The organism is Amycolatopsis panacis (assembly GCF_003600245.1).
Lineage (GTDB): Bacteria > Actinomycetota > Actinomycetes > Mycobacteriales > Pseudonocardiaceae > Amycolatopsis > Amycolatopsis sulphurea.
The window spans coordinates 1-15,180 of record NZ_QZFV01000150.1 but is presented as its reverse complement, the minus strand read 5'-3'; the positions used below and the strand labels follow the sequence as shown (position 1 = coordinate 15,180).

Genomic DNA, 15,180 nt, shown 5'->3' with positions numbered 1-15,180 from the left:
CGGACTCTGAGTCTGTGAAGGGTCCCTTCACGGACCCGAAACCGGTCCGGCGCACGCCACGAGGTGGTCGCACACACCTCCGCATCGCCCACTGCCGGGTCCCCGACCAACTTTGCCGACACCCTGGACTCTCAGGCTGTGAAGGGTCCCTTCACAGCTCCGGAACGGGGGTTCGCGGTGCGCGCCTGCCGGTCAGCCGTCGGGTGGGACTACGCTTCCGCGGCGCCGCCCCAATCGGTGCACGCGGGAGCGCGGCGGAAGGAGCGGCCGTCATCGCTGCGCGGGGACGTTCTCCGGGGGAGTGAGGGCGTCTTCGCCGTAGCGGTCGCGGATCCAGTCCGGCTGGTAGACGGTGTCGAGGTAGCGTTCGCCGAGATCGGGGGCGATCGCGACCGCGGCGCCGTCGCCGCTGTGCGCGGACAGCCAGCGCCCGGCGCCGCAGACCACGGTGCCGGTGGAAGCGCCGAGGAGGAAACCGCGGCGGGCCAACCGGTGGCACGTCTCGATGGTGTCGGGCTCCTCGACCAGCACCACGTCGTCCACAAAGGACTCGTCGAGCAGGGGTGGGCGGACACTGGCGCCGAGGCCGGGCAGGTTGCGCGGTCCCGGCCGGCCACCGAAGACGACCGAGCCGACGGTGTCCACCGCGACGATCCGGACCGGTCTGTGCCAGGCGCGGAAATAGCGGGCGCAGCCCATCAGGGTGCCGGTGGTACCCGCGCCGACGAACAGCGTGCCGAGATCGGGGAACGCCTTGGCGATGGCGGGTGCGGTGCTGTGGTAATGCGCCTGCCAGCTGTTCGCATTCCGGTACTGGTTGAGCCAGACGTAGCGCTCGTCCGCGGCGCAGAGCGCACGGACGTGGTCGAGCCGGGCGCCGAGCAGCCCGCCGGTGAGCGTGGGTTCGGTGACGACGTGCACCTCGTTGCCCAGCGCCTCGATCGCCCGGCGGGTGCCCGGGTTGCACCGGGAATCGGTGACGCAGACGAAATGGTACCCCTTGGCGGCGGCCAGCATGCCCAACGCGACGCCGAGGTTGCCGGAGGAGGACTCCACGAGGATCGAACCTGGGCCGAGCAGGCCGTCGCGTTCGGCGGCTTCGACCATCGCGGTGGCGGCCTTCAGCTTGATCGAGCCGGCGAGGTTGAACCCTTCGCATTTGAGGTAGAGCGGGTGCCCGAGGCTCGGGCGGAGATCGAGATAGAGCTCTTCCTCGTGGTACGCCTCGGGGCTGGTGATGATGGGCACGATCGTCTCCTTGTGCGCCGCGGCGCGCTCCTCGCTAGCCGTATCGGCGTAGCTCCTGGAAGAAGTCGTCGATCACATGGAGCTCGCCCGAGCGGGCGACCCGGTCGTAGACGTACTTGCCCACGGCGAGGTCGAGCACGCCGAGGCCGAACGGGGAGAAGATCAGCGTCTCGCCGGCGGGCGGGGCCACCCGGCCGGTGAGCACGTCGTGGAGGGTGCCGGTGAGGAAGTCCCGGCCGCCGGTGAGCTGTTCGGCCAGGTGCGGTGAGGTCTGCGCCTTGAGGCAGTGCTCGACGTCGTCGACGATGTTGGCCGATTCCAGCAGGATCTCCGGCGCCAGGTCGCGCAGGGACACGTGCAGCACGAGCGGATGATGGGCGAACCACGAGGGATCGCTGATGTGCGGTTGCCCGGCGACGGTGGCGAAAACGATGAGATCGCCGGCACGGATCAGTTCTTCGGCGCTCTCGTGCACCGCCACCTCGCCTGCGGTCCCCGCGCGCGTCAGGTACTCGCGGAAGCCCGCGGCGTGCTCCGCGGACAGGTCGTGCACTCCGATCCGGTCGAAGGACCAACCCGTGGCCGCCAGGAAGGTGTGGATGTAGCGGGCGATCAGGCCGGTGCCGACGAAGCCGATCCGCGTGGGCCGGGCCCGGCCGTGGCTGAGGTGCCCGGCGGCCAGCGCCGCCGACGCCGCGGTCCGGGTAGCGCTGATGATGGAGCTTTCCAGGCAGGCGAACGGATATCCGCTGTCGTGCTCGTTGAGGATCAGCACCGCCGAGGCCCGCGGGACGCCGGCCGCGACGTTGCCCGGGAAGCTGGAGATCCACTTCAGCCCGTCCACCCGCAGCGGCCCGCCGATCGAGGCGGGCAGGGCGATGATCCGGTCGGCGGGGCGGTCCGGGAAGCGCAGGAAGTACGACGGCGGGTTGACCGAATCGCCCGCCCCGTGCAGCCGGTAGGCCTGCTCGATCAGCTCGACGATCTCGCGTTCCCGGCCGTGCAGGGCCGCCTGCACCTGCGCGCCGGGGAGCACCGCGAACGGGGGCACCTCGATCCGGGCGGATCCGGCGGTCTGGGGGCGAGTCATGGGCACACCTCGTGGCTCGGTGGGGAGGGATCGGGGACAGCGGCCGGGCACGGCTCAGCTCTTCGCGGCGACGCTGCCGACGGAGGTGAGGTCGAGGACGCCGTCGAGCCGCCCGTACTCGCGCCGTACTTGCTCGGCGTCGTGGCCGAACACGATCCGGGCGCCGAGTTCGGCGCCCAGGCGGACGGCGAGCGCGCGGCCGGTCTTGTCGGCGTCGGTGTCCACGAGATAGACCGGCTTACTGTCCATAGTGGACGGAAATCCGAGCCCGGCCGCGTGCGGGCTCGGCTCGATCCAGTAGCTCTCGTGGTCGAAGACGTAGCCGGGCAGGGAAGTCTTTCGCGGCGCCCGTCCGGCGTGGTAGGCCCGCCAGTCGATATCCACTCCGGACAGCCAGAGCCTGCCCAGCGCCTCGGCGAGCGTTTCGGTGTCGGACTTCGGATCGGCTTCGCCGGGTAGCGTCGGCACCAGATTCGCCCAGCCCGCGCGGGGGAAGTCCGGGTGCCCGCGGACCATCGAGCCGAGCGACTGGCCCGCGCCCAGTTCGACGAGCACCGTCGAAGGAGCTTCGGTGGCCAGGTGCCGGATCATCGCGGAGAACCGGACCGGGCGGCACATGTGCTCGGCCCAGTAGCCCGGATCCTTCAGCTGCCGCTCGGTGATCGGCTCGCCGGTGACGTTTGACAGGTAGGGCACGTCCGGCGTGTGCGGATCGAGGTTGGCACGGGCCCACGCGGTCAGTTCGGCGGCGGCGGGGCGCAGCGAACGCGAGTGGAAGGCGTGCGTGGTGCGCAGGGGCCGCGCCGGAATCCCGTGCTCGGCCAGTTTCCCGGTCAGCTCCGCGATGGCTGCCACGGGGCCGGAGACCACGATCAGCTGTGGCCCGTTGATCGCGGCCACGTCGATCCCGGCCGCCGCGGGATCTCCGATCAGCTTGCTCAGCCCTTCGGGCGAGAGCGGGATCGCGGCCATCGCGCCGGCGGGCAGGCGGGAGATGAGCCGGGCACGGGTGGCCACCAGCCCGGTCGCTTCCGCCAGTGTGAGGCTTCCGGCCAGCGCGGCGGCGGCGAACTCGCCGACGCTGTATCCGGCGATGATCTGCGGCTCGACTCCCCACGCCCGCAACAGCCTGCCGAGTGCGTAACCGACGGAGAAGACCCCTGGCTGCACCACGGTGGTGTCCGCGGATTCCTCGTCGGTCTCGCGGCCGAGCAGCCGCGCCAGCCCGCCACCGCCCGCCGCGCGCTCGCCGACCAGGCTCGCGACCGGATCGAAGCCGAGGTGTCCGCGGAACAGTCCGGCGCATTCGTCGATCGCGGCCCGGAACTCCGGTTCGCCGCGGTAAAGCCCACCCGCCATCCCGGCGTACTGCTCGCCGGCTCCGGCGAGCAGGAGTCCCGCCCCACGGGGGAGCACTTCGGACTCCGCGACGACCCGGGTGTCCAAGGCCGCGGCCGCATCCTCCACAGCGGACACGACAGCCATCCGCCGGTGCCCGAAGGCCTTTCGTCCATAGTGGAGGGTGTAGGCGACGTCCGCGAGATCGGTCCAGTCCGCTGTGGACTCACGCAGACGCGCGGTCGCGGCGTCGGCCGCCCGCGGGGAGCGTGCCGACCAGACGAGTACCTCGTGCGCTCGGGCGGGTGGGCGTTCGGCGCTCTCGGGCTCGGGTGCCTCCTCAAGCACCAGATGTGCGTCTGTGCCACCGAATCCGTACGCGGTCACGCCGACCAGCCGTGGGCGCTCGCCGCGCGGCCAGTCGGCAAGCTCGGTCTGCACGGCGAGCCGTCCGTGTGCGTGCGCGAGCTGCGGGCTCGGCCGTTCGAAGTGGACCGCGGGGACGAGCTTTTCGTGGTACAGCTCCAGTGAAGCCTTCAGCAGGCGGGCGATGCCTGCGGCCTGGTTGAGGTGCCCGGTGTTGCCGTCGGTGGCGCCGAGTGTGACCTGGCGCACCCCTTCGACGTCGAACACCCGCTGCAGCGCGGAAAGTTCGGCCGCGTCACCGAACGGTGTGCCGATGACGTCACACTCGACGTGATCGATGTCGGCCGGGCCGGCCCCGGCCGCGGCCAGTGCCTGCTCGATCACCGCGGCCTGCCCCGGCACCCCGGGCAGGTCGAACGCCGGGCGGCCCGCGGCTCCCTCGTGGTTGACCGCCCAGCCGCGCAGCACCGAGTAGATCCGGTCGCCCTCGGCCAGGGCGTCCTCCAGCCGCCGCATCACCACGACGCCGAGACCGTTGCCCGGGAGTTTGCCGTTCGCACCGGCGTCGAAGACCCGGTTGACGCCGTCCGGCGCGAGCCGGCCGCCCTCGCGGTAAAGGTAACCGGGCACCTGCGGGACCACAATGGACACTGCACCGGCGACGACCAGATCCGACTCGCCGGTGAGCAGGCTCGTCGCGGCCTGGGCCACCACGACCAGCGCGGTGGAACTGCAGCTCTGCACGGTCATCGACGGCCCGCCGAGGTCGAGCGCGTAGGACAGCCGGGAGGCGATCAGGTCCTTCTCGTTGACCTGCATCAGCTGATCCGGCCCGGCGGTGCGGAGCGTCTCGTCGTTGGCCATCAGGTTGGCCAGCAGGTAGGTGCTGGGCGCGCCGCCGGCGAACACCCCGGCCGCTCCGTCGAGCCGATCCGGGTCGATCCCGCCGTCCTCCAGCGCGTGCCAGGCGCATTCCAGGAACAGCCGGTGCTGCGGGTCGAGCAGTTCGGCCCCGGCGCGGTCGTAGCCGAAGAAGGCGGCGTCGAACCGGTCGATCCCGGGCAGCAGCCCGGCGGCCGGGACGAACGCGGGATCGTCGGCGAGGGCGGCGGGGACGCCCGCGGCGAGCAGTTCGGTCCGGGTCATCCGGGTGATCCCGTCGCGGCCGGCGCACAGATCCGCCCAGAACGCCGTGAGATCGGGCGCGCCGGGCAGCACCCCGGCCATGCCCACGATCGCGATGTCGGTGACGCTGTCGTGTTCTTGCTCGGTGGTCATGTCCTGCCTCCGGGTCCGGCTGGGCGGTGGTCCGGATGATGCCTGCCGGTCCGGGCGCCGCGGCGGACCCCGGTCTTGCCCCTTTCCACCGGGCGCCCACCCCGCGGTAACGGGCCCGCCGGGCGGATCGGGACGGCGGCCGGATTCGATGGCCGGGTGCGGCGGCGGTGCTATCGTCATTTTCCGTGCCCGGATTATCGCGGCCCTCTTTTTCGTCAAGGGAAATGACGGAAATGCGCCTGAATTGGGACGGTGGACGGAGGGCAATGACCGGTTCGGCGGTTGCGGTGTCCCCTGGTGATTGCCCTAAAATCCCCCTGGTCCTGCCCTTGATCGATCCCGGTGTCCGCACCGATTTCCCGTATTCACGACCGAACCGCGGGAGGTGTGGTCCCGCAAAGGCCGGTTCGGGCGGCCACGAACTTTGGACGGTCGATGCCGATTTCGTTGACGGTGCAACTCCTCCGTTCGTATGGTTCCGGTATCGCCGCGATCGATCGCCACTTACCAGTCGTCACATCCTTGGTGTGGAGGGGAATCCATGGCCATCATCCGTTCGTTTCCCGGCGCCGCGCCCGAACCGGCAGCGTGCCCCGGGCCGGTCGCGCCGGGGCACGGGGGACCGTTCGCGGACCTCGCCGAGAGCGCCGACATGCCGCTGGCGGTCCTCGGGTCCGGGCTCCGGGTCGCCCAGGCCAACAGTGCCTTCGTCGGCTGGCTCGCCCGGGATCCGGCGCAGGTCCGGCACCGGCCGTTCCCGGAGCTGGTCGACCCGCGGCTCGCGGAGGTCTTGCGGGCCAGGCTGATCCGGGTCGCGCAAGGCCGGGAACGCCGGTTCCGCGGCACTTTCACCGGGCTCGTCCCGGCCAGCGGGAACGCGGTGACGCTCGTCGCGAGCATCTGGCGTGCCCCGGCCCCGGCCATCCTGCTGATCGTGCTGCCGGAGGGCGCGCCCGCCGCCGGGCCCGCGCCGGGCGCCGGACCGATCTCGCTCACGGATCTGGAGGCGCGGATCCTGCAAGGGGTCGCCCGCGGGCTGTCCAGCGCGGACCTCGCGAGTGAGCTGTACCTGAGCCGGCAGGGCATCGACTACCACGTGGTCCGGTTGCAGCGGCGGGTGAAGGCGAAGAACCGCGCCGAACTCGTGTCCCGCGCCTACACCGCGGGCCTGCTGGACCCGGGCAACTGGCCGCCCCGCGTGCTGGCCGCCCGGCACGCCAGCTGAACGCCGGGTCCCGGTGGACGGCACTCGTGCCCATCCGGTGAGGGATTTCCCGGGTTTGTGGCCGGGTGGCTGTCCGAGTGATCGATCACCAGGTGAGATGGACCGGTGGTGATCGAGCGCGGCGGCGGGGTCCGGCGGCGCGGGAGGGACAGCCGTGGTCATGCGGGAAGCGGGGATCGACTTGGTCGGCCGGGAAAGCGAGCTGTCCTGGCTCGTCGCCCGGATGTGCGGGCAGGCGGCCGGGGCGGGCCCGGTCGTCGTGCTCAGCGGGCCCTGCGGGATCGGCAAGACCAGTCTGGTGCGCGCCGCGGCGGCGCGAGCCGCCGCCGCGGGGCTGATCGTGTGCTCGGTCGCGGCCGCGCTCGAATCCCGCGAGGACGAGTTCGGCGTCGCCGTCGGGCTGCGGACCGGATTGCGGGCGGCGGGCGCGCCGGTGTCCGAGCCCTTTCCCGATACCGGCTGTGGCGCGGAATTCGGCGCCTGGGTCCGGGCGGCACCCGGTCTGGTCCTGGTGATCGACAACGTCCAGTGGTGTGACGAGCAGAGCCTGCGCTGGCTGGCCACGCTGCTGCGGGCCACCGCCGGGTTGCGGTTGCGGGTCGTGCTGGTGTGGTCCGGGGAAACGATAAGCGGCGTCACCGAGCACATCGCCGAACTCACTTCACTGCACGGCACCGAAGTACTGGACGTCGGGCCGTTGTCGGAGGTCGCGGTCGCGGAACTGGTCGGTGCGGCGGTCGGCGCGGATGCCGGGGAGCTGTTCGCGAACCGGTGTTTCGCGGAGTCCGGGGGAAACCCCTTGCTGCTGAACGGGATGCTCGGCGAACTCGGCGGGACGGGCACGGGGCTGCTGCCGTTCGCCTGCCCCGCGGGCGGGGCCGATCTCGTCCGGTCGCTGTTCACCGGGCTGCCCGCGCATGTGCGCCGCGTCGCCTGCGCGATCGCCGTACTCGGCCGGAACGAGCCCGCGCTGCTCGCCCGGCTCGCCGAGATTCCGGTGCGCACCGCGCTGGCCGCGGTGGACGTCCTGCGGCAGCAGCACATCCTGGCCGCGGAGGGACCCGGGTTCCGGCACGACCCGGTCCGCGGCGAGTTGTTGCGGCAGCTGCCGGCCGCCGGCCTGGAGCGGCTGCGCCGCAGCGCGGCCCTGCTGCTCAGCGATGCGGCGGGCGCGCCGGAGGAGATCGCCCGGCAGATCCTCGAACTGTCCTCTTTGGACGAGTGGATGGTGGACATCCTGCGCGAGGCGGCGCGCAGCGCCGAGGATCGGAACGCGCCGTGGGAGGCCGTGCGCTACCTGCGGCCCGCGGTGAACGCACTGCCCGGGGACGTGCGGCTGGCCGTGCAGTTCGCGGAAACGGTCGCCAGGCTGGACCCGGTGAGCGGGTTCGCATTGATGGCACAGGCACTGCGCGGGGAAACGGATCCGCGGGAATGCGCCGGGATCGCGTTGCGGCTGGGCCGGCTCGCGCTGGTCGCCCGGCGCTGCGGCGAGGCCGTCGACGCGATGGAAGCCGCGCTCGCCCGGCTCACCGGGGACGCGGCGGACGAGCAGCTCGGTGGCGAACTCAGGACCGCGCTGTGCCTGGTCGGCATCGAGGATCGGCACATCGTGGCCGGCCGGCTGAACCCGCGGCTGCGCGCCCTGCGCGACGGCAATCCCGATCAGGACCCCGAAGCGGGGCAGCTCGCCTTGCGCGCGGTGGTGGCCGCGCTCCGCGGCACCGACCGGGACCAGGCAGTGTCGTGCGCCTCGCGGGCGGTCCGTGCCTGCGACATCGCCGTCGACGACTCGCCGGTGCCCTCGGCCGTGCTGGCACTGCTGCTCGCCGACGAGGTCGGGCTCGCCCGGGACGAACTCAGCAGGGCGATCGAGCTGGTTCCCGCGCAGCGCAGCGAATACCTCGCCCTCCGCGCGCTGCTGGGGCACTGGTGCGGAGACCTGATCGAGGCGGCTGCGGACGCGCGCGCCGCGTACGTCCACTGCCGCCGCGCGGAGGGCCGTGCGGGCGGGGTCGTGCCTCGCGTCGCCCTCGCCACGGTGCTGGTCCGGCGGGGCGACCTGACCAGGGCGGCCCGGCTGCTGCGCGAGGCCGACGGCCCGGAACTGCGGGAGCACAGCACGATCCGGCCCCAATACCTGCTGGCGCAAGCGCACATCCTGGGGGGGAAAGGCCGAACCGAGGAGGCGCTGCGCACGTTCCGGCAGTGCCGGGACAGCCTGGCCGAGATCGACATCGGCAACGAGCTGCTGGCGCCGTGGTGGTTCGACGCGGCCTGGCTGCTGGCCGAGCTGGGCAGATCCGGCGAGGTGGCGGAGTTCGTGGCGCACAGCACGGAGACGGTGCTGGGCTGGGGCACCCCCCGTGCGATCGGGATGGTGCGGCTGGTCCGTGCGTTGACGGTGACCGGCCGGGAGCGGATCGCGTTGCTGGAGGAGGCGGCGGCCACGCTGGCGGGCTCGCCCGCCGGGCTGGAGGAGGCGATGGCCGAGTGCCGGCTCGGCATGGCACTGTTCGCGCACGGCGACGTCCGCGGGGCGCGCGACCGGCTGCGGCGGGCGGTCGCGCTCAGCGCCCGCAACGGGGACCGGTGGCTGCTGCACCGGGCGCACCGGGCGGCGGCCGAGGCGGGGCTGGCCGACGCGATGCTCTCCCCGCTCGCCGTGCTCAGCTCCACCGAGCGCCAGGTCGCGGTGCTGGCCGGGAGCGGGGCGAGCAACCGGGTGATCGCCGAGCAGCTGTTCATCACCGTCCGCACCGTGGAGACCCATCTGACCAGCGTGTACCGCAAACTGCGGATCCCCGGGCGGGCCGGCCTGGCCGGGGTGCTGCACCCGGGCCGCCGGGAGGCCGGCGAACTCGTGCGAGCGGACCGGTGACCGCCGTCCGTCCCGCCGCGGCCGGTGAGGTGCTCCTGGAACGGGGTCCCGAACGGGGCAGGCTGACCCGGCTCGTCGCCGGCCTGGGCCGTGGCGAGTCCAGCGCGGCGGTGGTCATCGGCGTCCCGGGCACCGGCAAGACGACGCTGCTGGAGCACACCGCGGAGACCGCGGCGCGGGCCGGGGTCCGGGTGCTGACCGCCCGGGGTTCGGCCACCGAATCGCTGCTGCCCCACGGGGTGATCTCCCAGTTGTTCGCCGGGGTGCCCGGGCTGTCGGAGCTGCTGTGGCCACGGTCGGCGCAGCCGGGCGGACGCGGCCCCGGCTGGCAGGAGAAGGTGTGCAACCGGCTGCTGGACTCCACCCGCTGGGAGCCGACGCTGCTGATCGTCGACGACTTCGACCTCGCGGACGACCGGTCGGCCGCCTGGCTGACCGCGGTCCTGCGCCGCCGGACCCGTACGCCGCTGATGATCCTGCTCGCGCACGCGCGGGTGGCGTCGCCGGTGGGCGACAGCGCCGCGATCACGGCCTGGTGGCAGGCCGCCCCGCTGCCGGGCACCGTGCACGTGGTCCACCTGCGCCCGCTGACCCCGGACGCGGTGCGCCGGGTGGTGGACGTGGCGTGCACCGGGCGGGCCGCCCCGGGCTTCGCCGCCGAACTGGCGACGCTCACCCGGGACGACCCCACTCTGCTGCGGGAAGTGCTTGCCCGGCTGGAGACCTCGGGTCCCGATCCGGACCTGTCCGCGGTCGCCGCGGACGCGCGGCGCGCGGTGGTCCTGGATCTTCTGGAGCGGCTGCGGCCGGATCTGGCGGAGCTGCTGCGGGTGGTCGCGGTCGCGCGTACCGCCGAGGAGGACTACCTGCGCCCGCTGGCCGGGACGCTCGGTATGCCGGTCGGCGTCGCCCTGCGCGGGCTCGCCGAACTCGGCTTGCTCGGGGCGGGCCCGGAGCGCCGGATGGACCCGGAGGTCGCGACCTGGGTGCTGGCCGGGATGGCGCCGCGGCGCCGGGACCGGCTGCGTCGTGCGGCAGCCGAGATCGGGCACCGCCGGGCCGCGCCGGAGGAGGACGTGGCCGCGCTGCTGCTGGACAGCACTCCGATCGGCGAGCCGTGGGCGGCCGACACTCTGTGCGCCGCGGCGGTCCGGTGGCGCGCCGCGGGGGACTACGCCGCCGCTGCGGCCTGCTACCACCGCGCGCTCGACGAGCCGCTGTCCCCGGCGCGGGCGGCCCGGGTGCGCGTCGAACTGGAGACCGTGGAACGGGCGTCCTGCCCGTTCACCGCGGATCTGCGGCTGCTGCAGGCCAGCCAGGCCTCCGCGGCGGACCGGTCCGTCCGAACGCGACTGTCCGCTGTGGACCTGATGATCCAGCGCGGGGCGTGCGGGCAGGCGCTGCGGGAGCTGCGGGAGCTGCACCGGTCGCCGGAGCTGACCGGAGCCGACCGCGGCGACCTGATCGCGCTGCACTGGCTCGCCGAGGGCCGGGGCACCGGTTCGGCCCGCTCCGGCGTGCCCGCGTTCGCGGACCTCGATCCGGCCACGCTGAGTCCCGCCCAGTCCGGGGCCGCGGCCTGGCTCACCACCGCCACCGGGCGTGGCATCCGCGTGGCCCGGCGGCTGGCGCGGCGCGCCTCGGCGGCCCCGGCCGAGCAGGCCCCGCTGCTCGCCCCGCGGCTGGCGGCCGCGGCGACCCTCACCGCGACCGACGACGTGCTGGAGGCACTCGCGGCGTATGACTCGGTGATCCGGGCCGGCAGCAAGGCGGGCGCCCGGGTGCCGGTGGCGCTCGCGCTGACCGGCCAAGCCGGGATCCACCTGCAGCGGGGCCGGCCGGCCGGCGTGGACGAGGCGCTGGCCGCGATCCGGGCGCTCGGCGAGCCCGGCAGCTGGCCGGCGCCGGTGCACGACCGGATCGCCGCGGTCACCCTCCTGGTGGCGATCTTCCGGGACGGTCCCGAGACCGCACGGCGGACCGCCGTCCCGCATCCGGGTACCACCGAAGATCCCGCGAGCCCGTATCTGCTGTTCGCCAGGGGGCTGCTGGAGCTGGTGAGCCACCGGCACCACGACGCGCTGTACCTGTTGCAGGAGTGCGGCCGGCGGATGCTCGCGGCGGGCTGGGCGAACCCGTCGATGCTGCCGTGGCGGGCGTACGCGGTGATCGCCTGCCGCCGGGTGGGGGATCACCGCGGCGCCACCGCGTGGCTCGCCGAGGAATGGGACCTGACGAAGGCCTGGGGCGGCCGGACTGCGGTCGGGTACACCCATCTGGCCGCGGGCACCGGGATCCGCGGCCAGGACGCGCTGTTCCAGCTCACCCAGGCGGTGAACGCGCTGCAGCGCTCGCCGTCCCGGCTGCTCTACGTGGACGCGCTGCTGCGGCTCGCCGCGGCGCTGCTCGAAAGCGGCCAGCCCGCCGGGGTGGCCCGGCACCTGCGCGAGGCGGAGCGGATCGCCGCCGGTGCCCAGCTGACCCCGATCACCGCGCGCGTGGCGGCACTGCGCGCGCGGCTGGCCGACCGCCCGGGGCCGCGGATCAGCCACCGGCTCGCCCTGCGGCGCTGGCGGTCGCTTCCGCCGCCGGCGCTGGAGCTGGTCCGGGCCGTGCTGGAGGGCACCTCGAACGCGGCGATCGCCGAGCGGCTCGCGGTGAGCAAACGGTCGGTCGAACTCCGGCTCACCGCGATCTACCGGCAGCTGGAGATCACCGGCCGGGCCGAGCTGCGCGAGCTGTTCGCGGTGCTGGAGGGGGAGCTCGGCGCGCCATGATGATCGAGCGCTGGGAGCAGCTGGCGATCCTGGGGCGGACCGCCGAACAGGTGAAAGCGGGCACCGGGCGGTTCGTGCTGGTCCGCGGGGGCGCGGGCGCGGGCCGTTCGGCCCTGGTGCACGCGGCGGGCGAGGAGGCCGCCGCCCGGGGCCTGCGGGTGGCCCAGGCGGTGTCCGGGCCGCTGGAACGGCACTGTGCCTACGGTGCGCTCCGGCAGCTGCTCGAACCGGTGCTCGGCCCCGGCAGCGCGGTCGAGCTGCCGCCCGAGATCCGCGGTGGCCCGTCCGAACCGTCCGAAGTGGACGATCAGTCGCGCCGGGAACACCTGGTGCTGCACGAGGTTTTCGGGTTGCTCGCCGAGGCCGTGGCGGAAGCAGGCCCGGTGGCACTGCTCGTCGACGATCTGCAGTGGGCCGATCCGGGCTCGCTGCGGTGGCTGGCCTACCTCGCCAACCGGCTGCGCGGGCTGCGGGTCATGGTGGTCGCCACGCTGCTCGACGGCGACGGCGCGGCCGACGAGACGGTGCTCAAGGATATCGCCGCAGCGGCCACCGCCGTCCTGGAGACGCCACGCCTGTCGCTCGGCGGGGTACGGGCTTTCCTTGCCGGGCGCTGGGGAATCACACCGGACGAGGACCTCACCGGCGCCTGCCACGACCTGACCGGCGGTATCCCCGTGCTGCTGGACGCGCTGGCGGGCAGCGGCACGCCGCCGATCGCCTCCGCCGCCGAGCTGTCCGCACTTCGGCTGCCCGCCGCGTCGGCCCGGCTGGCGCGGTGCCTGCGTACCCAGCCGGACCGGGTGACCGCGATGGCACGGGCGATGGCGATCCTCGGTCCCGGCGCGGAACCCGGCGAAGTGGCCGAGCTGGCCGCGCTGGACCTGCCGGACTTCGACGCGGCCGAGCGCGTGCTCCGGCGACTCGGGCTGATGGCCGACCACCCGGGCGGCGGGCCGCTGCGGTTCACCGGCAGCGTGCTGGGCGAGCTGATCGCCGATCGGATGTCCGCCGGCGAGCAGGACGAGCTGCACCTGCGGGCGGCGGCGGTGCTCTACCGGCGTGGCGCCCCGGTGGCGCAGGTGGCCCGGCAGCTGCTGGAATCCTCGGCCGGCTCCGCGCCGTGGGCGGTCGAGGTGCTGCGGACCGCGGCGACGGCCGCGATGACCGAGTCCGCGCCCCGGACCGCGGCGCGCTACCTGCGGCACGCGCTGGCCCATCCCGGCGCCGATCGCGCGCGGCTGCTCGTCGATCTCGCCGCCGTCGAACGCAGCTACGACCTGCCCGCCTGTTCCCGGCATGTGCACCAGGCACTGTTGCTGCTGCCCGACCCGGCGGCGCGGGCGACCGCGCTCACCCTGGTGCCGCCGCTGATCGAACGCCGCTACGTCCCGGATCCGCGCCGGATGCGGGCGGTGCTCACGGAGCTGGGCGAGAGCACCGCGCGGGAGCCGGAAGACCGTGATCTGGCGCTGCTGCTGGAGGCCCGGCTCCGCGTGGTCGACCCGGCGGGCATCCTGCTCGTGCCGGCCGAGGAGCGGCTCCGCATGCTCGACCGCGGCGAGGCACTCGGCTCGCCCGGGGCGCGGGAGCTGCTCACCACCCTGCTGTACTGGGCCGGGGTGGCCGGGGCGGTGCCGCGTGACACCGTGGTCGAGCTGGCCCACCAGGTCCTCGCGCGGGAACCGGCGTCGCCGGACCGGATGTACACCACCCTGCCGCTGCTGGTGCCGGTGCTCGCCGCCGCGGACGCGTTGTCCGGCGTGGCCTCCTGGCTCGGCGGGGTCACCGGGCGCGAACGGGCCCAGCCCGATCTGCCCGCGGTGGTGGGCTGGGCCGGCGAGGCGCTGACCGCATACGGCACCGGGGCGCTGGACCGGGCGCGGGAACGTGCGGAGGCGGTACTGGCGGTGGGCAACCTGAGGCTGGCCGGCGTGCATACCCAGTGCCTGTGCGTGCTCGCCGAGGTGGCGGTCGAACTGCGTGATTGCGGGCTCGCCCGGGAGGTCGTGCGCGGCTGTGGGCCGGAGCAGCCGCCGTGGCTGAAATCCCAGGCACAGGGCGCGCTCGCGTTCACCAGCGGCAACCCCACTGCCGCCCTCGAGTATTTCGGCGACTGCGCGCGCCAGCTGGACCGTTCGGGGCTGGCCACCGCGATGGTGACCCCGTCCGTACGGTCGAAGCTCGCCGTGCTGCTCGCGATGACCGAGCAGAAGGAGCAGGCCGAGGTCGTCGCCAAGGAGATCGTGGCGGAGGCGGTAGCGTGGGGCGCGCCCTCGGCGATCGGCCGCGCGCTGCGGGTCCGCGCCTCCCTGATGGACCGAGACGAGCAGGCGGTCCCCCTGCTGCGCGAAGCCGTCGGAGTCCTGGAGAGCAGCGGAAACCGGCTGGAACTGGCGAAAGCCCTGCTCCTGCTCGGCGAACGCGACGCGGGCACCCCCGACGCACAGTGCTGCCTGGCCCGAGGCCGCCGGATCGCCGCCGAATGCGGCGCGAGCCGGCTCGGCTCCGACCCGGCCGTCGCTCCCGAGGGAGGCCCAGGCGCGGTCCTCACCGCCGCCGAGCGGCGGGTGGTGGACCTCGTGGTGGAAGGACGGCGCAACAAGGACATCGCCGAACTGCTGGAGGTCAGCGTCCGGGCCGTGGAGAAGCACCTGACCAGCTCGTACCGCAAACTCGGCATCACCGGCCGGGCCCAGCTCGCCAGGGCGGTCGAAGGGGAGGGGGAGGGATACCGGGCGGGGTGATCCTCGCCGTCCGGTCCGGGGATGGCCGTGAAGGTGGCCTTCACGGATTCCGGGGCCAGGGTTCCGGCAAAGTCGGTGTGGAGGGCCCTGCGCAGCTGCGGAGGGCTGTGAAGGGACCCTTCACGGACTCTGAGTCCGTCAGGGGCACCCTCACGGACCCGAAACCGGTCGGGCAGCCACGGCTCTCTCTGCTGATCACGGGTCCTCGACCAACTTTGCCGGGACCCTGG

7 protein-coding genes are annotated in these 15,180 nt (G+C 73.7%); 4 read left to right on the top strand and 3 right to left on the bottom strand.

Going from position 1 to position 15,180, the window contains the following annotated elements; all coding sequences use genetic code 11:
* Positions 1 to 270: 270 nt before the first annotated feature.
* The 3 genes from sbnA to D5S19_RS30725 are packed head-to-tail and all read right to left on the bottom strand — an operon-like array spanning position 271 to position 5,320.
* The gene (gene sbnA, locus D5S19_RS30735; protein ID WP_120026846.1) at positions 271 to 1,248 is read right to left on the bottom strand and encodes a 2,3-diaminopropionate biosynthesis protein SbnA; all 978 of its coding nucleotides are present in this window, start codon (positions 1,246 to 1,248) and stop codon (positions 271 to 273) included.
* A 34-nt stretch (positions 1,249 to 1,282) separates the two neighbouring features.
* Complete coding sequence (gene sbnB, locus D5S19_RS30730; RefSeq protein ID WP_120026845.1) at positions 1,283 to 2,338, bottom strand: 2,3-diaminopropionate biosynthesis protein SbnB; 1,056 nt, start codon at positions 2,336 to 2,338, stop codon at positions 1,283 to 1,285.
* Between the two features lie 54 nt (positions 2,339 to 2,392).
* Complete coding sequence (locus tag D5S19_RS30725; protein WP_120026844.1) at positions 2,393 to 5,320, bottom strand: type I polyketide synthase; 2,928 nt, start codon at positions 5,318 to 5,320, stop codon at positions 2,393 to 2,395.
* Positions 5,321 to 5,861: 541 nt separating this feature from the next.
* Here D5S19_RS30725 and D5S19_RS30720 point away from each other — a divergent pair.
* From D5S19_RS30720 to D5S19_RS30705, 4 genes are all read left to right on the top strand, one after another.
* A complete protein-coding gene (locus D5S19_RS30720; RefSeq protein ID WP_199730795.1) occupies positions 5,862 to 6,545 on the top strand; it encodes a helix-turn-helix transcriptional regulator in 684 nt (227 codons plus the stop codon).
* A 160-nt stretch (positions 6,546 to 6,705) separates the two neighbouring features.
* Entirely contained in the window at positions 6,706 to 9,426 is a 2,721-nt protein-coding gene (locus D5S19_RS30715) for an AAA family ATPase (protein WP_120026847.1), read from the top strand.
* Positions 9,423 to 12,203: an AAA family ATPase gene (locus D5S19_RS30710; RefSeq protein ID WP_120026843.1), complete on the top strand. Its 2,781-nt coding sequence runs from the start codon at positions 9,423 to 9,425 to the stop codon at positions 12,201 to 12,203. The genes D5S19_RS30715 and D5S19_RS30710 overlap by 4 nt, the downstream gene beginning before the upstream one ends.
* On the top strand, positions 12,200 to 14,950 hold the full coding sequence (locus tag D5S19_RS30705) for an AAA family ATPase (protein ID WP_120026842.1): 2,751 nt from the start codon (positions 12,200 to 12,202) through the stop codon (positions 14,948 to 14,950). The genes D5S19_RS30710 and D5S19_RS30705 overlap by 4 nt, the downstream gene beginning before the upstream one ends.
* Positions 14,951 to 15,180: the final 230 nt, after the last annotated feature.

Coding starts and splice junctions, on each gene's coding strand:
- sbnB (WP_120026845.1), bottom strand. CDS start 2,338: ATGACTCGCCCCCAGACCGCCGGATCCGCCCGGATCGAGGTGCCCCCG.
- D5S19_RS30725 (WP_120026844.1), bottom strand. CDS start 5,320: ATGACCACCGAGCAAGAACACGACAGCGTCACCGACATCGCGATCGTG.
- D5S19_RS30720 (WP_199730795.1), top strand. CDS start 5,862: ATGGCCATCATCCGTTCGTTTCCCGGCGCCGCGCCCGAACCGGCAGCG.
- D5S19_RS30715 (WP_120026847.1), top strand. CDS start 6,706: ATGCGGGAAGCGGGGATCGACTTGGTCGGCCGGGAAAGCGAGCTGTCC.
- D5S19_RS30705 (WP_120026842.1), top strand. CDS start 12,200: ATGATGATCGAGCGCTGGGAGCAGCTGGCGATCCTGGGGCGGACCGCC.